General features: G+C 57.5%; 19 protein-coding genes and 2 pseudogenes. 18 read left to right on the top strand and 3 right to left on the bottom strand.

The genetic code is table 11. The features are described 5' to 3' along the window. Window positions 1–36 precede the first annotated feature (36 nt). Window positions 37–872: pseudogene (locus tag ACG2K1_RS04800) on the top strand (IS630 family transposase). 158 nt (window positions 873–1030) lie between these two features. On the opposite strand, the gene ACG2K1_RS04795 reads toward ACG2K1_RS04800, so the two are convergent. Continuing rightward, window positions 1031–2200 (bottom strand): L-lactate dehydrogenase, encoded by a 1170-nt coding sequence (locus ACG2K1_RS04795; RefSeq protein ID WP_395429530.1) that lies wholly within the window; start codon window positions 2198–2200, stop codon window positions 1031–1033. Window positions 2201–2463: 263 nt separating this feature from the next. Here ACG2K1_RS04795 and iscR point away from each other — a divergent pair, with 263 nt between their 5' ends. From iscR to iscA, 8 genes are all read left to right on the top strand, one after another. Continuing rightward, window positions 2464–2907 carry a Fe-S cluster assembly transcriptional regulator IscR gene (gene iscR, locus ACG2K1_RS04790; RefSeq protein WP_009425386.1) on the top strand — a complete coding sequence of 148 codons (444 nt, stop codon included), beginning with the start codon at window positions 2464–2466 and terminating at the stop codon, window positions 2905–2907. 32 nt (window positions 2908–2939) lie between these two features. Next, the gene (locus ACG2K1_RS04785) at window positions 2940–4154 is read left to right on the top strand and encodes an IscS subfamily cysteine desulfurase (RefSeq protein WP_094030972.1); all 1215 of its coding nucleotides are present in this window, start codon (window positions 2940–2942) and stop codon (window positions 4152–4154) included. 104 nt (window positions 4155–4258) lie between these two features. Next, window positions 4259–4435 (top strand): BrnT family toxin, encoded by a 177-nt coding sequence (locus ACG2K1_RS04780; RefSeq protein ID WP_395429529.1) that lies wholly within the window; start codon window positions 4259–4261, stop codon window positions 4433–4435. 2 nt (window positions 4436–4437) lie between these two features. After that, window positions 4438–4653 (top strand): hypothetical protein, encoded by a 216-nt coding sequence (locus ACG2K1_RS04775; RefSeq protein WP_009425383.1) that lies wholly within the window; start codon window positions 4438–4440, stop codon window positions 4651–4653. 40 nt (window positions 4654–4693) lie between these two features. Continuing rightward, complete coding sequence (locus tag ACG2K1_RS04770) at window positions 4694–5194, top strand: copper resistance protein NlpE (RefSeq protein ID WP_395429528.1); 501 nt, start codon at window positions 4694–4696, stop codon at window positions 5192–5194. Window positions 5195–5309: 115 nt separating this feature from the next. Continuing rightward, window positions 5310–5702 carry a Fe-S cluster assembly scaffold IscU gene (iscU, locus tag ACG2K1_RS04765; RefSeq protein ID WP_036495573.1) on the top strand — a complete coding sequence of 131 codons (393 nt, stop codon included), beginning with the start codon at window positions 5310–5312 and terminating at the stop codon, window positions 5700–5702. Between the two features lie 47 nt (window positions 5703–5749). Further along, the gene (locus ACG2K1_RS04760; RefSeq protein WP_395429527.1) at window positions 5750–5998 is read left to right on the top strand and encodes a recombinase RecA; all 249 of its coding nucleotides are present in this window, start codon (window positions 5750–5752) and stop codon (window positions 5996–5998) included. A gap of 43 nt (window positions 5999–6041) precedes the next feature. After that, a complete protein-coding gene (gene iscA, locus ACG2K1_RS04755; RefSeq protein ID WP_007342563.1) occupies window positions 6042–6362 on the top strand; it encodes an iron-sulfur cluster assembly protein IscA in 321 nt (106 codons plus the stop codon). On the opposite strand, the pseudogene ACG2K1_RS04750 reads toward iscA, so the two are convergent. Beyond that, window positions 6322–6545: pseudogene (locus tag ACG2K1_RS04750) on the bottom strand (alternative ribosome-rescue factor A). The gene iscA and the pseudogene ACG2K1_RS04750 sit on opposite strands and share 41 nt — an antisense overlap. Window positions 6546–6615: 70 nt before the next feature. Between ACG2K1_RS04750 and hscB the strand changes: the two are divergent. The 9 genes from hscB (at window position 6616) to ACG2K1_RS04705 (ending at window position 14232) form a co-directional block, all read left to right on the top strand. Further along, window positions 6616–7113, top strand: a complete 498-nt coding sequence (gene hscB / locus ACG2K1_RS04745) for a Fe-S protein assembly co-chaperone HscB (protein ID WP_395429526.1) — start codon at window positions 6616–6618, stop codon at window positions 7111–7113. 62 nt (window positions 7114–7175) lie between these two features. After that, on the top strand, window positions 7176–9029 hold the full coding sequence (gene hscA / locus ACG2K1_RS04740) for a Fe-S protein assembly chaperone HscA (protein ID WP_395429525.1): 1854 nt from the start codon (window positions 7176–7178) through the stop codon (window positions 9027–9029). A gap of 72 nt (window positions 9030–9101) precedes the next feature. Beyond that, entirely contained in the window at window positions 9102–9497 is a 396-nt protein-coding gene (locus ACG2K1_RS04735) for a TIGR02328 family protein (protein WP_395429524.1), read from the top strand. 43 nt (window positions 9498–9540) lie between these two features. After that, complete coding sequence (fdx, locus tag ACG2K1_RS04730; RefSeq protein ID WP_009425374.1) at window positions 9541–9882, top strand: ISC system 2Fe-2S type ferredoxin; 342 nt, start codon at window positions 9541–9543, stop codon at window positions 9880–9882. A gap of 187 nt (window positions 9883–10069) precedes the next feature. Continuing rightward, on the top strand, window positions 10070–10267 hold the full coding sequence (gene iscX / locus ACG2K1_RS04725) for a Fe-S cluster assembly protein IscX (RefSeq protein WP_036495570.1): 198 nt from the start codon (window positions 10070–10072) through the stop codon (window positions 10265–10267). Next, entirely contained in the window at window positions 10267–11058 is a 792-nt protein-coding gene (locus tag ACG2K1_RS04720) for a polyamine aminopropyltransferase (protein ID WP_009425372.1), read from the top strand. The genes iscX and ACG2K1_RS04720 overlap by 1 nt, the downstream gene beginning before the upstream one ends. A gap of 17 nt (window positions 11059–11075) precedes the next feature. Then, window positions 11076–11237 (top strand): hypothetical protein, encoded by a 162-nt coding sequence (locus ACG2K1_RS04715; RefSeq protein WP_157058105.1) that lies wholly within the window; start codon window positions 11076–11078, stop codon window positions 11235–11237. 276 nt (window positions 11238–11513) lie between these two features. Next, window positions 11514–12539, top strand: coding sequence for a YeiH family protein (locus ACG2K1_RS04710; protein WP_395429523.1), 1026 nt, complete (start codon window positions 11514–11516; stop codon window positions 12537–12539). Window positions 12540–12819: 280 nt separating this feature from the next. Next, window positions 12820–14232, top strand: a complete 1413-nt coding sequence (locus tag ACG2K1_RS04705) for a DASS family sodium-coupled anion symporter (RefSeq protein ID WP_369799214.1) — start codon at window positions 12820–12822, stop codon at window positions 14230–14232. Between the two features lie 311 nt (window positions 14233–14543). On the opposite strand, the gene ACG2K1_RS04700 is transcribed toward ACG2K1_RS04705, so the two are convergent. Further along, window positions 14544–16871, bottom strand: coding sequence for a TonB-dependent siderophore receptor (locus ACG2K1_RS04700; protein WP_094030966.1), 2328 nt, complete (start codon window positions 16869–16871; stop codon window positions 14544–14546). Between the last annotated feature and the right edge of the window lie 111 nt (window positions 16872–16982).

The raw sequence follows: 16982 nt of genomic DNA, 5'->3' as shown, positions 1-16982 counted from the left end.
ACCTTACCTGTTCCCGTTTTATGGCCTACTCACTCTATCGATTTCCGTCAAAAAGCATTAGACCACTACGAACAGCACGGCAACATCAGCCAAACCGCACGCACCTTCCGCATTACCAACCGAACCCTTTACCAATGGATTGCCCTCAAAAAGGAAACAGGTTCGCTGCAACACCGCACCAAAGGCGGCAATTCGGAACGTATCGACAAAGAAGAACTGCGCCGCTATGTGGCAGAACATCCCGATGCCTATCAATACGAAATAGCACAGCACTTGGGCTGCACCGCATCCAATGTCGGCTACCTGCTCAAAACACTCAAGATCACGCGTAAAAAAAGACAACCGTCTACAAAGAACAAGACCTCCAAAAAGTAACCGCCTACCGAAAACAGCTGGAACAATATTCAGAAATGCCAAAGGTTTACTTGGATGAAACGGGTTTTGATACTTTCTATTACCGCCCGTATGCCTATGCCTTGAGGGGACAGATTGTCAAAGCGCGGATTTCCGGCAAGCGCTATGAAAGAATGTCATTGGTTGCCGCCCGTGCGGATGGGAAACTGATTGCGCCGATGGTTTACAAAGGCACAATGGACAGCAGCTTGTTTGAAGCGTGGTTTGGGCAGTTTCTGTTGAAGGAACTTAAAGAGCCTTCGGTCATTATTATGGATAACGCCCGTTTTCACAGGATGGCGGTACTGCGTGAAATGGCGCAGAGGGCAGGACATATCATTCTGCCGCTGCCGCCATATTCGCCTGAGTTGAACCCGATAGAAAAGGTGTGGGCGAATATCAAACGGCATCTGGGGAAAGTGATGTCCGGCTGTTTGTCTTTTGAGCAGGCTTTGTTGGATATTTTTTGTTTTGGTTAACTATATAAGGCACGCCGCACCGGCACGCCATTTCCTACCCTGCCGCCCTCTTCCGGCTCGGTTTGCCGTTTTCCTAACGAAAAGCGGCAGAAACAAGAAAAGGCCGTCTGAAAAACCTGTTCGGGCTTTTTCAGACGGCCTTTTTGCCATTCGGACAATCAGCGGGTCGGCAGCGGATAGGTGCCGCCCACCAAAATGCTGCTGTCCACTTCGGACAGGTTGCGGTGGCCGGTGAAGGCCATGGTGACGTCCATTTCGTTGTACATGATTTCGAGGGCGCGGCGCACACCGTCTTCGCCGTATGCGCCCAAGCCGTAGAGGAAGGCGCGGCCGGTCATGAAGCCGCGCGCACCCATCGCCCAGGCTTTAAGCATGTCTTGGCCGCTGCGGATGCCGCTGTCGAGCCAGACTTCGGTTTGGCTGCCGACGGCCTGCACGACATTTGGCAGGGCATGGATGGACGAGGGGGCACCGTCGAGCTGGCGGCCGCCGTGGTTGGACACGACGATGGCGTCCGCGCCGTGTTTGACGGCCAGTTCGGCGTCTTCGGGCTCCATAATGCCTTTGATGATGAGTTTGCCGCCCCACAAGTCTTTGATGCGGGCAACGTCGTCCCACGACAGGCGCGGGTCGAACTGCTCGGATGTCCAAGAGGAAAGCGAAGACAAATCGCCGACATTTTTGGCATGGCCGACGATGTTGCGGAAGGTGCGGCGCTCGGTGTGCAGCATGTTCCAGCACCATTCCCATTTGGTTGCCAGGTTGATGCAGTTCATGATGGTGGGCTTGGGCGGCGCGGACAGGCCGTTTTTGATGTCTTTGTGGCGCTGGCCGAGCACCTGCAAATCGGCGGTGAGAATCAGGGCGGAGCATTTGGCATCCTGCGCACGCTTGATCAGGTTTTCCATAAATTCGCGGTCGCGCATCACATAAAGCTGGAACCAAAACGGCGCGGAGGTGTTTTCCGCCACGTCTTCAATCGAGCAGATGGACATAGTGGAAAGGGAAAACGGCACGCCGAATTTCTCGGCGGCACGCGCGGCATGGATTTCGCCGTCCGCCCATGCCATGCCGGTGAAACCGGTGGGGGCAATGGCCAGCGGCATTTTCACTTTCTGGCCGATCATCTCGCTTTCCAACGAGCGGCCTTCCATATTTACCAGCACTTTCTGGCGGAACTGGATGGGCTCGAAATCAGTGGTGTTGGCGCGGTAGGTGTGCTGCGTCCACGAGCCCGAGTCGATGTAGTCGTAAAACATCTTCGGCATTTTGAATTTCGCCACGCGGCGCAGGTCTTCGATACAGGTCATTTTGCTTAAATCACGCATTGTTTTGTTCCTTTTCCTTCGTTATCTGCATTCCCGAAAACGGCATCCCCTCACACATCGGCAGGCAATACCGGATTTTCAGACGGCCTTTTGCAGAAAGCCGCAAAACCGCGCACTCTATCGAAATAAACAAGAGAACGCAAACACATATCATTTAAAATTTAGCCAAGTCTTGACTATCGTCAAACAAGCCTCAAATACTTGACCGATTCACTCAACTATAGCACAATCGCGTCTACAAAACATAACATCACGAAACCGCCATGCGACTGACTACCAAAGGACGCTTCGCCGTTACCGCCATGCTTGATTTGGCGATGCACGCGCAAAACGGCGCGGTCAAACTAAACGACATCAGCGAGCGCCAAAACATCTCGCTCTCTTATCTGGAACAACTTTTCGGCAAACTGCGCCGCGCCAGGCTGGTAGACAGCATACGCGGCCCCGGCGGCGGTTATGTACTGGCGGCAGACGCCGGCCAAATCAGCATCGCCCAAATCATCACTGCCGCAGAAGACAAGCTCGACGCCACGCAATGCAGCAGCAAAGCCAACTGCCACAACGGCACCCCCTGCCTGACCCACGATTTGTGGGAAAACCTGAACCGCACCATCAACCAATACTTAAGCAGCGTCACCCTGCAAAGCGTGCTCAGCCAAAAAGACCACCACTCCGGTAAAGTCATCAACCTCACCCATATAAACTGAACCCGACACACAAACATCAGAAAGACCACACCATGACCGTCAAAACCCCCGTTTACCTCGATTACGCCGCCACCACTCCGGTTGACAAACGCGTTGCCGAAAAAATGATTCCCTACCTCACCGAAACTTTCGGCAATCCCGCCTCCAACAGCCACAGCTTCGGCTGGGTGGCCGAAGAAGCTGTTGACCAAGCCCGCGCCAACATCGCCGCACTGATTAACGCCGACCCGAAAGAAATCGTCTTCACCAGCGGCGCAACCGAGTCCAACAACCTCGCCATCAAAGGCGCGGCGCATTTTTACAAAAGCAAAGGCAAACATTTAATCACCGTCAAAACCGAGCACAAGGCCGTACTCGACACCATGCGCGAACTCGAGCGTCAGGGCTACGACGTAACCTATCTTGATGTACAGGAAAACGGCCTGATCGACCTTGAAGTATTGAAAGCCGCCATCCGCGACGACACCATTTTGGTTTCCGTAATGTGGGTGAACAACGAAATCGGCGTGGTGCAAAACATTCCCGCCATCGGCGAAATCTGCCGCGAACGCAAAATCATTTTCCACGTTGACGCAGCCCAAGCCTGCGGCAAAGTACCCGTTGACGTAGAAGCCGCCAAAGTTGATCTGCTTTCCATGTCCGGCCACAAAGTGTACGGCCCCAAAGGTATCGGCGCATTGTATGTACGCCGTAAACCGCGCGTGCGCCTCGAAGCGCAAATGCATGGCGGCGGCCACGAGCGCGGCTTCCGCAGCGGCACATTGCCCACGCACCAAATCGTCGGTATGGGCGAAGCCTTCCGCATCGCCAAAGAAGAGCTTGAGCAAGACACCGCGCATTACCTGAAACTGCGCGACATCTTCCTCAAAGGCATCGAAGGCATCGAAGAAGTGTACATCAACGGCGACCTCGAACACCGTGCGCCCAACAATCTGAACGTGAGCTTCAACTTCGTCGAAGGTGAAAGCCTGATTATGGCCGTTAAAGAGCTGGCCGTATCCAGCGGCTCCGCCTGCACTTCCGCCAGCCTCGAACCCAGCTACGTACTCCGCGCACTCGGCCGCAACGACGAATTGGCACACTCATCACTGCGTATCACCTTCGGCCGCATGACCACCGAAGAAGAAGCCGCCTACGCCGCCGAGTTGATTAAGTCCAAAATCGGCAAACTGCGCGAGCTGTCGCCCCTGTGGGAAATGTTTAAAGAAGGCATCGATTTGAACTCGATCGAGTGGGCAGCGCATTGATGATTAAAGGGTTTGAATGGCATTCGGTAAAGGCTTCGCTTAATTTGGAAAAGCACGGTGTTTCATTTGAAGAGGCAGTTACAGTCTTTTAGGATGAAAACGCTTTGTTGATTGCCGATACCGAGCATTCTGACGACGAAGACCGCTTTGTTCTTTTAGACATGAGCGAATCCTTGCGGGTTTTGGTGGTCGTACATTGTGAACGCGGAGATAATATCCGCATCATTTCCGCGCGTCGTGCCACCACCAATGAGAACAAACAGTATAGGAACAGGAGATAGTCATGCAGTCCGAATACGACTTCAGCCAAGCAGTCAAAAACCCCTACGCCAAGCAGTTGAAAAAAAACGTGCTCGTCAGCATTGATGAAACCGATATGGCCTATTTTCAAAATCTGGCGAAAGAAATGGGTGTGCCGTATCAAGTCCTGATTCATTCGTTTTTACACGAGTGTGCAGCCAAACATAAAAAGCCCGTTATCGAATGGCACGGCGAATAACTCAGGCCGTCTGAAACGCTCTTAACCCGATACAGTAAAAATGAAACCATTACTTTCTACCAAACTCTCCGCCCTTGCCGCCGTGCTGCTTTCGGCAGCCTGCGGCGGCCAGGCGGAAAACCATCAGCCCGATAACGCAGCCGCTTCCGTACCGACGCAAACCGCTTCAGCCGCAAGCAATGCGTCGGAAACATCGGCAGAAACCGTTTCAGACGGCCACAATGCCGAAAACTCGCTCGACTGGCCGGGTATTTATCAAGGAGCGTTGCCCTGCGCCGATTGCAGCAAAAACCTCGTTACTTTGCAGCTCAATGACGATAAAACCTATATCCTGACCACCGATTCGCAAGGCGGCAAAGAGCCGCTGAAAACGGTAGAAAAAGGCAGCTTTACATGGGAGGGCGACGGCAGCATCGTGAAGCTAGACGAACACGCCGCTCAAGCACGTTTTTTCGTGGCCGAGGGCTATGTGCAAATGCTCGCGGCAGGGCAGAGCGGCTTTAAAGAAAACAGCCGATACAATTTGCAGAAACAGGAATAAGCCTTTCAGACGGCCTCTACCCACCTTCATGAGGCCGTCTGAAACCAACCGGATTGAAACCAAGCGAAACGACAACATATTGTCAACAAACGCAAATACACAAGGAAACCACATCATGGCATACAGCGACAAAGTAATTGACCATTACGAAAACCCCCGCAACGTCGGCACGTTCGACAAAGGCGACGACTCGGTCGGCACCGGCATGGTCGGCGCACCGGCCTGCGGCGACGTAATGCGTTTGCAGATTAAAGTGAACGATGAGGGCATCATCGAAGATGCCAAATTCAAAACCTACGGCTGTGGCTCGGCCATTGCCTCTTCCAGCCTGATTACCGAATGGGTCAAAGGCAAAAGTCTCGACGATGCTTTGGCGATTAAAAACAGCGACATCGCCGAAGAGTTGGAGCTGCCGCCCGTAAAAATCCACTGCTCGATTCTGGCCGAAGATGCGGTAAAAGCCGCTGTAGCCGACTACCGCAAGAAAAAAGAAGCGGTAACGGCCTAAGCCTTGGCCGACGACAGAGGCCGTCTGAAACCGAATCGGGAGCATTTATGCCTTTTACCGAAGCGCAAACCGCCTCGCTCTTGGCTGTGAAAGGCGTGGGCAAAACGGTATTGCAGCGTTTACAGCAAATGGGTTTGGATGATGCGGAAAAACTCGCCGCCGCCGACCCCGCCGATATTTTGCAGCAGGGCGCGGCTTTAACCGGCTCGACCTGTTGGAAAAACAGCCCGCGGGCCAAAGCCGCCATCGCCGCTGTCGTAGCATGGGCGAAGAAAACCGTTTCAGACGGCCTTTAAAAACTAAAAGGCCGTCTGAAACCCCGACCAACAAAGGAAAAACATGATCACCATCACAGAAAACGCCGCCAAATACATCAACAGCTATCTGACCAAACGCGGCAAAGGTCTCGGCGTGCGCTTGGGCGTGAAAACCAGCGGCTGCTCGGGCATGGCCTACAATCTCGAATTTGTCGATGAGCCCAATGCCGAAGACCTGGTATTTGAAGAACACGGCGCAAAAGTGTTTATCGACCCGAAAAGCCTCGTCTATCTCGACGGCACTCAGGTCGATTACACCAAAGAAGGCTTGCAGGAAGGTTTCAAATTTGAAAACCCGAATGTCAAAGACTCATGCGGCTGCGGCGAAAGTTTCCACGTTTAAACCGCAAAAAAAGACGGGACAGTTGCCAAAACCATCCCGCCATTTTTTCGCAGCCTGCCTGTTGTAACTGCCTTTGCCTTTCTTGTTCCGCTGTGTTTTATGCCGGAACAGATTGGATCTCACCAGGGCTTTGAGCGCGTTGTCGCGGATTTTGCCCTTATTGTGCTGAAATTTTGAAGCCATTGTTTTTCCTTTCGTTTAAACGGTGGCAGATTATAAAAAAGGTCGTCTGAAACAGCAAGAAGAAAGAATCATGAGCCAATACTTCGATTTGTTCCAACTGCCCGAAGGCTTCGCACTCGATGAAGCCGAACTGGAAACCCGCTACCGCGCACTCGCCGCCCGTTTCCATCCCGACCGCTACGCCGCCGCGTCCGCATTCGAGCAGAAACAGGCCGTGATGATGTCGGCCACCGTCAACGAAGCCTACCGCACCCTCAAAAACCCCACCGACCGCGCCGCCTACCTGCTCAAAGAGCAGGGCATCGACGCCGACGCGCCCGAACATACTTCGTTTGCGCCCGAATTTCTGATGCAGCAGATGGAATGGCGCGAAACGCTGATGGAAGCACAGATGGAAAACGAAGCCGCCGCGCTGAAAAATCTGGAAAACGAAATCGCCGCCGAAGCAGAAAAACTGTTTGCCGAACTGCATCAGGCATTTGCCGACAAGCGGCACGACGAGGCGGCGCAGCTAGTGCGGCAGGGACGTTTTTTCGACAAACTGCTGCGCGAAATCCGCCAAGCCTGACAGGCCGTCTGAAACCTGAAACGTCTCCTTCCAACCCGAACACACAAACTTCCCAAAACACCATGGCTCTTTTGCAAATCGCCGAACCCGGCATGTCTGCCGCCCCACACCAACACCGTCTCGCCGTCGGTATCGACTTGGGTACCACCAACAGCCTCGTTGCCACCGTTAAAAGCGGCAGCGCCACCTGCCTGCCCGACGAACAAGGCCACGCCGCGTTGCCTTCGGTCGTACGCTATCTTTCAGACGGCATCACCGTCGGCCATGAAGCCCTCGCCGCGCAAAAAACCGACCCGCAAAACACAATCAGCTCGGCCAAACGCCTTATCGGCCGCAAACTCGAAGACATCGACGCCGCCTCGCTGCCATATCGGTTTGACGAGAGCGAGCGAATCATCGGTCTGGCCACGCGCCAGGGCGTGAAAAACCCCATCGACGTATCCGCCGAAATCCTCAAAACCCTCAAAACCCGCGCCGAAGAAAGCCTCGGCGGCGCGCTGGTCGGCGCGGTGATTACCGTACCCGCCTATTTCGACGACGCGCAACGCCAAGCCACCAAAGACGCGGCGCGTCTGGCCGGCATCAATGTGTTACGCCTGCTCAACGAGCCGACCGCCGCCGCCATCGCCTACGGCCTCGACAACGGCTCGGAAGGCACGTTTGTGGTGTACGACCTCGGCGGCGGTACGTTCGACGTGTCCGTACTCGAATTGAGCAAGGGCTTGTTTCAAGTCAAATCCACCAACGGCGACAGCGCCTTGGGCGGCGACGATTTCGACCAACGCCTGTTCTGCCACCTGCTCGAACAACACGGCCTGTCGCAATTATCCGACCAAGACAGCCGGCTCCTGCTCTCGCTCGCCCGCCGCGCCAAAGAAGAGTTGACCGCACACGAGCAAACCCTTATCGAAACCGCGCTTTCAGACGGCCGCCAAATCCGCGCCACCGTTACCCGCCAAGAATTTCAAGAGTTAACGCGCCATCTGGTGCAAAAAACCATCGAACCGGTGAAGCAGGCACTCAAAGACGCGGGCGTATCCAAAGCCGACATCAAAGGCGTGATTATGGTAGGCGGCTCGACCCGTATGCCGCATATCCAACAGGCCGTAGCCACATTCTTCGGCCAAACGCCGCTCAACAACCTCAACCCCGACCAAGTCGTCGCGCTGGGCGCGGCCATGCAGGCCGACGTGCTCGCGGGCAACAAAACTGCCGGCGAATGGCTGCTGCTCGACGTGATTCCCCTGTCGCTCGGCCTCGAAACCTACGGCGGTCTCGCCGAAAAAATCATCCCGCGCAATTCCACCATCCCCACCGCCCGCGCCCAAGATTTCACTACATTCAAAGACGGCCAAACCGCCATGACCGTGCACGTCGTACAGGGCGAGCGCGAATTGGTGTCCGACTGCCGCAGCCTCGCCAAATTCACCCTGCGCGGCATTCCGCCGATGGCCGCCGGCGCAGCGCGTATCCGCGTAACCTTCCAAGTCGATGCAGACGGCCTGTTGTCGGTATCCGCGCAGGAGCAGTCCACCGGCGTGCAGGCGCAAATCGAAGTCAAACCCTCTTACGGCCTCGACGACGACACCATCACGCAGATGCTCAAAGACAGCATGGCCAACGCCGCCGAAGACATGGCCGCCCGCGCCCGCGCCGAAGCCGCCGTCGAAGCCGAAGGGCTGCTCGGTGCCGTAGCCGCCGCGCTGGAACTCGATGCCGACCTGCTCGACGAAGCCGAGTTGGCCGCCATTCAAAACAGCATCGCCGCGCTTGAAGGCCGTCTGAACAACGGCAGCGCCGAAGCAATCCGCGCCGCCGTGTCCGACTTGGGCAACGCCACCGACAACTTCGCTGCCAAACGCATGAACCGCAATATCCAACGCGCCCTAACCGGCCAAAGCGTGGACGATATTTAAACGGATAACGGTTTCACGGCCTGTGAGAGAAGCGTTGGCACATTAAAGGCCGTCTGAAAAGGTAAAAACAATATGCGCCTCTGGCACGAAGCCCTTATCCCCCATCTGCCCCGCGCCCAGCTTTTGGGGCAGCACCGCGAATGTGCCGCCCTGCGCGGCGCGGGCTGGGGCAGGCCGCACGCGACGGTGAATTATGTGTTCCGCTATCCGCGCTGCCTGCTCTACCGCTACCACCTGCTCGTCATGAAGGAAATGCAAAAACGCGGCTACCGCCCCGACGCGCAATGGCTCGCACCCGAATATCGCGGTAAAAGCCTGCCGCCCGAACCGCCGGAAACTGTCGCAACCCAAAGCAGCCCCGTTTACCCCGAACACGACGACGCCTATTTGGCCGAATGCCTGCAAAACCTGAAAAACAAAGGCATCGAAATCGACATAAACCATACAGACGACATACAGGCCGTCTGAACACAACAAACCACCCAAACCACTTTCATAAAGAGAAAAAACAATGCCCAAAATCACCGTACTCCCACACGCCACACTCTGCCCCGAAGGCGCGGTCATCGAAGACGCGGCCGAGGGCAAAACCGTACTCGACGTATTGCTCGACCACGACATCGAAGTCGATCACGCCTGCGAAAAATCCTGCGCCTGCACCACCTGCCACGTCATCATCCGCCAAGGTTTCGACAGCATGGAAGAGCCGACCGAGCTTGAAGAAGACCTGCTCGACCAGGCTTGGGGCTTGGAAGCCGACTCGCGCCTGAGTTGTCAGGCCGTGGTGGCCGACGAAGATTTGGTGGTCGAAATCCCCAAATACACCATCAACCACGCTCGCGAAGACCATTAAAACCAAGGTCGTCTGAATACATTGGCAGGGTATGCCGCTTTGTGACACACGCGGTTGCAGATGTCCGCAAACCACTACGCGGGTCGGACTCTCAAATTTGGCAACTCCAAACCATGCAAAGCCCCAACGCCCGCCCGCACCTTTCAGACGGCCTCTTCACGAAAAACAACACATAAGGAAACCGATGATGAAATGGACCGACACCCAACGCATCGCCGAAGAGCTTTACGATTTGCACGGCGAAAGCATCGACCCCAAAACCCTGCGCTTCACCCAGTTGCGTGACATGATTCTCGCCCTGCCCGAGTTTGACGACGACCCTGCCCGCTGCGGCGAGCGCATCCTCGAAGCCGTGCAGCAGGCTTGGATTGAAGAAGCCGAATAATGCCGCCCCGCCATCCCTACCGCCGCCTGCGCCCCGCCCGCGACGCCCTGCCCGAAGTCGGCATCTCCGAAGAAAACGGCATCCGCTCCCTGCATCTGGGCAGCAGCACCATCCAAAGCTCGATGAGCCTCGACAAGCCCGCCGAACTCGTCCTCTCGTACAGCCGCGCCATGATGGCCTGGCTGCTCTTTGCCGACCCGCCCGCCCACATCACGCAAATCGGCCTCGGCGGCGGCTCGTTCGCCCGCTGGATAGACGCGTACCTGCCCGACACGCGGCAAACCGCCGTCGACATCAATCCCCAGGTTATCGCCGTCGCCCGCAGCCTGTTCGAACTGCCGTTTGAAGGACAGAACTTCGAAATCGTCGAAGCCGACGGCGCGCAATATGTCAAAACCCTGCTCGGCGGCACCGACATCCTGCTGGTCGACGGCTTCGACGGCGAACAAATCATCGACAGCCTCGTCACCGCCGAATTTTTCCAAGACTGCCGCCGCGCCCTCTCTTCAGACGGCATCTTCGTCACCAACTGGTGGAGCGGCGACCGCCGCTTCCCGCATTTCGTGCAAACCCTGTCTAACTGCTTCGACGGACGCGTTTTGCACATCCCCGCCGAAAGCCACGGCAACATCGCCGTTGCCGCCTTCAAACAAAGCCCGCGCGAGATGCGTTTCGACGCCCTGAAAAAACGCGCCGGCCGACTCGCGCAGCAATACGGCCTCGACTTCCCCGCCCTCCTCGCCGCCGCCAAAGCCGCCAATCCCCACAACGGCAAATCGCTGCTGCTGTAAACGGCGTTTTCCGTTTTTTGTTTTCAGACGGCCGCAAAGGCCGTCTGAAAACCTATTCGGATGCGGCAAAACACACCGTCTACGCCAAAAACCTACAAGATATTTCCGCGCCCGACAGGCTGGAACAAAAACACAAAACCGCCCGGGTCAACCTGCCGAAAAAATTCAAGCGCAACTGAATATCCGACATATCCGGCCGTCTGAAAACAAGGTTTCAAAGAAATGAAAACGGCAAAGGGCTTCTGCACAACAGAAGTCCTTTGCCGTTTTTCAGACGGCCTCTTCCCTCTTCTCCTCACGCCCTCCCCTGCCGTCATAAAGTAAATCGGTGTTAAGATAGCCCGCCGTGCGAAGCCGCACCCTGCGGTTTTGGCCACTCCCACCTGCTCGGGAATGACGTTTCTGAAAGCGCAGTTTCAACGAAGTGAAAAAGCAAAACAACAAAGGAGAAAACCATGTCCCCCCAAAAAATCCACACACTGATTCCCTTTGCGGCGGCGGCCGTGCTGTGCATGGCCGCCGCTTCGCTGCCGTTTTTCCGCGAGTCGGGCGTCAGCCCGCTGACGCTCGCCATCGTGCTGGGCATGGCGGCGGGCAACAGCCCGCTTAACCGCCACACGGCGGCTTTGGGCAATGCCGTGATGTTTGCCAAGGGCACGCTGCTGCGGCTGGGCATCGTGTTTTACGGTTTCCGCATCACCGTGCCGCAGCTGCTTTATGCGGGCTGGCCGGCGCTTTTGGCGGACGTGTGCGTTGTGGCGGGCACGTTTGTGCTGGCGCTGTATCTGGGCAGACGGCTGCGGCTGGATGCCGACACGGCGGCGCTGGTGGGCGCGGGCAGCGCGATTTGCGGCGCGGCGGCTGTGCTGGCGGCGCAGCCGGTGTTGAAGGCGAAAGAGGCGGCCGTGGGCGTGGCGGTGGCGACGGTGGTGGTGTTCGGCACGCTGGCGATGTTTGTTTATCCCCTGATGGCGGCGGCGCTGCTGCCGCACGATGCGCCCGCTGCCGCGTGGTTTGGCTGGGGCATCTACACGGGCGCGACGGTGCACGAAGTGGCGCAGGTGGCGGCGGCAGGCGCGGCGGCGAACCCGGTAACGGCCGACGTGGCGGTGATTACCAAAATGATCCGCGTGCTGCTGCTCGCGCCCTTTTTGCTGCTGCTGCCGCGCCTGATGCGGCATTTTAACGGCGGCGCGGATGCGGGCGGCGGCGGCGCGTCCGTGCCGTGGTTTGCCCTCGGTTTTCTCGCGGCGGCGGTGTTCAACAGCTTCATACCGCTGCCCGCAGCGCTGCACGGCGGCATTTTGCAGGCCGACACTTTTCTGCTGACGGTGGCGATGTGCGCCCTCGGTTTCAGCACGCGCTGGCAGAGCGTGCGTCAGGCGGGGATGCGCCCTCTGCTGCTGGCCGCCCTTTTGGCGCTCTGGCTGCTGATCGGCGGCGGCGCGCTCTCCTACGCGGCCTGCCGCCTGTTTGCCTGATGCGGGCAAACAGGCCGTCTGAAAAGGCCGTCTGAAACCCGAAACAGGGCTTTCAGACGGCCTTTTGCCTTGCCACCGCCAAACACGCAGCCCCCGCTTTTCAGACGGCCTTGTGTCTGCCGCCCTGCCCTTGTGCCGCCCGCAAAGCCGTTCCGCAGCCTTTTTCAGACGGCCTCCCGCCGTTCGCGCAATCCTTTTGCGCAGCCGTGTAAACTTATGTTATCTTATGCGGCAGGCGGGTAAACCGCCGCAAGAAAAATCCAACCCGGGAGAGATTTCCATGACCGACAAACCGAAAAGCGAACAGCAGCCGGAAAACGTCGAGTTATTGAGCGCGCAGGCGCCGATAACCGATTTTCGCGGGCTGGTGATCGCCATCGTTGCCGCGCTTATCAGTGCGGTGCTCTACCAAATCCTGCCCTACGACAGCGATGTCAATAAGGGGCTGACCATTTTGGCCTTCGTGGCGATTATGTGGTTTACCGAAGCGGTGCACATTACCGTGACCGCGCTGATCGTGCCGCTGTTTGCCATTCTGTTCAAAATCCCCGATATGGACACCAAGGCCGCGCTGGCGGGCTTTGCCGATCCGATTATCTATGTGTTTTTCGGCGGCTTTGCGCTGGCGACGGCGCTGCATATGCAGAAGCTCGACCGCAAAATCGCCGTGTGGCTGATTTCGCTCTCGCGCGGCAATACTTTTGTCGCCGTGCACCTGCTGTTTGCCGTTACCGCCTTTTTGTCGATGTGGATCAGCAACACGGCCACGGCGGCGATGATGCTGCCGCTGGCAATGGGGCTGATGAGCCATCTGGACAAGGAAAAAGACCGCAACACCTTTGTCTTCGTGCTTTTGGGCATCGCCTACTGCGCCAGCATCGGCGGCCTGGGCACGGTGGTCGGTTCGCCGCCCAACGCGATTGCCGCCAAAGCGCTGAATTTGGATTTTGCCGGCTGGATGAAGTTCGGCCTGCCGATGATGCTGGCGCTTTTGCCGCTGATGCTGTTTTCGCTGTTTATCGTGCTCAAGCCCAATTTGTCGGCCAAAGTAGAGGTGGAGCACGAAGACATCCCGTGGACGCTGCACCGTGTGATTGCCATGCTGATTTTCCTGGCTGCCGCCGTGGCGTGGATCTTCGGCGACACGCTGAAAAAAGAGCTGGGCATTTCCAGCCCCGACTCTTTCGTCGCCCTCACCGCCGCCGTAGCCGTGGTGATTTTCGGCGTGGTACGCTGGCGCGAAGTGGCGCGCAATACCGACTGGGGCGTGCTGCTGCTCTTTGGCGGCGGCATCACCCTGAGCACGCTGCTGCAAAAATCGGGCGCCTCCGCCGCGCTGGGGCAGGAAATGGCGAGCACCTTCGTGCTGGCGCATCCCTTTATCGTGATCCTCGCCGTGTCCGCCTTCATCATCTTCCTCACCGAATTCACCAGCAACACCGCCTCCGCCGCCCTGCTCGTGCCGGTGTTCGCCAGCGTGGCCGAACAGATGGGTATGCCCAAGGAAGTGATGGTGCTCATCATCGGCATCGGTGCCTCCTGTGCCTTTATGCTGCCCGTAGCCACGCCGCCGAATGCGATTGTGTTCGGTACCGGCATCGTCACCCAGCGCGATATGCTCAAAGTGGGCATGGTGCTCAATATCCTCAGCATCGCGCTGGTAGCGGCGTGGGCGTATTTCTTTTTGATGTAAACGCCGTTGCTTAGTTTGTCAGAGGCCGTCTGAAACCGTTTTAAGGTTTTCAGACGGCCTTTTGCTTTCCGCGCCGCCGTTGGAATAATTCAGAAAAGAGGCCGTCTGAAAGCAAAAAACGGGCTTTCAGACGGCATTTATGATGGTTCGGGCAGACCGTCTGAAAGTATCCGCCCGTTGCCGAAAGGCCGTCTGAAAGGTTTTTCAGACGGCCTGCGGATCAGTATGGGGAATGCGGTCTGAAACCGTCCGTTTGTTTGCAAAAGGCAGCCTGAAAAGGCTTTCAGGCTGCCTTGCCGATTGTAGGCGGCTTAAAACTGCCAATTGACTTTGAAGGTCAGCGTGCGCGGGGTACCGTAGAAGTTGTAGCCGCCGTTGCTGCGGTTGGCGTTGTTTTCAAAGTAATGCTTGTCAAACAGGTTGTTGCCGATGAGGCTGAGGCGGATGTTGGGGGTGGGCCGGTATTGGATGTCGGCGTTCCACAGGGTGTAGCCGCCCTGGCGCAGGTGGGGCTGGTCGTAGTAGTCGGAGGTGCGGCTCTGGCTGCTGAGGCCGCCGCCTATGCTCCATTTGGCCGCCGCGCCGGGCAGGCGGTAGCGGGTGTAGAGGCGGAAGATGTGGCGCGGGGTGTGGCGGCTGTAATTCGCGCCGGCTTCGCCTTCGTCGCCGGTGTTGCGGTGTTTGCTGGCGTTGAGGGTGTAGCCGGCAAACAGCTGCCAGTTGTCGGTGAGGTGGCCGGAGATTTCGGCGTCCATGCCCCGGCTGACGACGCGGCCGCTGTTGTTGTACACGGCGATGCCGTCGTCGTCGTGCGAGAAGACGGCGCGGTTTTTCTGGTCTATCCAAAAGAGGGCGACGGCAGTGTTGAGGCGGTTTTGCCGCAGGGCGGTTTTCCAGCCGATTTCATAGTTGGTGCCGGTTACGGGCGGCAGGTAGTTGCCGCCTGCGCCGCGTTTGTCAAGCTGGGGTTTGAAGATGGAAGTGTAGCTGGCATACAGGCTTTGCTGAGGGGTGATGTCCCAGGTGATGCCCAAATAGGGAACGAAACGGCTGCGTTTGCTGTCTTGGGCGAGGTCTTCAAGGTATTTGGGTTGGTCGGACCGTAGGATGTTGTAGGCATCAAGACGGTAGCTCCAGCGGGTATAGCGGCCACCCGCAAGAATGTGCAGCTTGTCGGTGGGGTTGAAGCGGATGCCTGCGCTGACGGCGTGCGAGACGGTTTTTTCTTCCTGGCGGCGGTGGATGGGGTTGTAGCGGTAGTCCAGTTCGGCGAGTTTGTCCCATTGAGGACGGGGAATCAGTGCGCCGTTAAACGGTTTGAGCGGAAAATCGCGGCTGAGCATGGGATCACACCAGCGCGGCCAGCCCATGCCGGCGCAGAATTGGTTGTTCGGATCATTGGGATCGAGCCACAAATCCCAGTGCTGCATGGTTTCGGATTCGGTGCGGCGGCGGTTGTAGCTGTAGGTGGCGAACACGTCGTGGCTGCGGCCGAGTGCTTGGAAACGGCCGGTAAGAATGTTTTGGAAGACGAGCTGTTTAGCATCGTTGTCGGAGCGGCGGCTGCCACTGGTGAAGATGGTGCCGTTGCTGTTCTGCCAGACTTGGGTACTGTTGAGTGCGGAGTATTCGCGGAAAGCGCGGTCGCGGCGGTAGTCGAGGGTGCTGGTAAGCCGCCAGTTGTCGTTAAACTGGTGGCGCAGTTCGGTGAAAAAGTTGAGTTTGCTAAAACGGCTGTCGTTCCAATATGCACCGGAGTAGCTGTTGCGCGGCAGATCCAGCGGGTGATCGACGCTGCCGCGCGGCAGGCCGAACACGTCGGGCACGGCATCGCGGTGCTGGTGCATCGCGCCGGCGGTGAGAATGGTATTGTCGCCGAGATCGAAATCCATCACGCCGTAAAGCAGACGCTGGCGGCTGTTGACGCGCTCGGTGAACGACCCGGATTTTTCGCCGGCGGCAACAAAACGGCCGCGGATGCTGCCGCTGCCGTTCAGGCTGCCTGAAGCGTCAATGTCGGCGCGGTAGGCATCATAGCGGCCGAAGCTGATGTTGCCGCCGAATGTGCGCTCGGCGGTGGGGCGTTTGCGCACGGCGTTGACGGTGCCGCCGGGTTCGCCGTCGGCCTGGGTGAGACCGGTTGCGCCGCGCACGACTTCAATGTGGTCGTACAGGGCAAGGTCGGTAAGGCTTTCGGCGTTGTGGATGGTGTCGCCGACAAAGCCGGAAATGGAAGAAGAAATGCCGTCTTCTTCGATTTGGTCGATATAAAAACCGCGCGATTGGAAACGGGCGCGGTCGGAATCGCGCAGTACGGTTACGCCGGTGGTGGTGCGTAGTGCGTCTTCGAGATTGCTGATGCCGCGGCCGTCGAGCTGGGTTTTGGTAATCACGCTGACCGACTGTGGGGTTTCTTTGGGCGAAAGCGCAAGGCCGGTGGTGGTGCGCATGGCGGAGGTGGTGAAGGAATCGCGGTTTTCGGTTCGGGTGGAACGGTTGCGTCCTTGTACGCGTACGGTTTCGAGCTGCCCGCCGGATACGGCACTCTCCTGCGCGCCGCCTTCCTGCGTTTCGGCAGCAGACACGGGAAAGGCCGCCAGCAAAGAGGCGGCCGAACAAAAAAGAATTTTGGCGTTCATGGGTTTGCGTTATGTTGTGTAAATCAGGGTAAGGAATGATACAGAAAGCGCCAAGACGGCTTTATCGGCACAACGGCATAAGCAAAAAGTATAGTGCCGCGGCCAAGCGCA

The organism is Neisseria sp. 23W00296 (assembly GCF_044772855.1).
Taxonomy (GTDB): Bacteria; Pseudomonadota; Gammaproteobacteria; order Burkholderiales; family Neisseriaceae; genus Neisseria.
The sequence above is the reverse complement of the archived record's forward strand: the minus strand, read 5'-3'. Positions and strand labels throughout refer to the sequence as shown.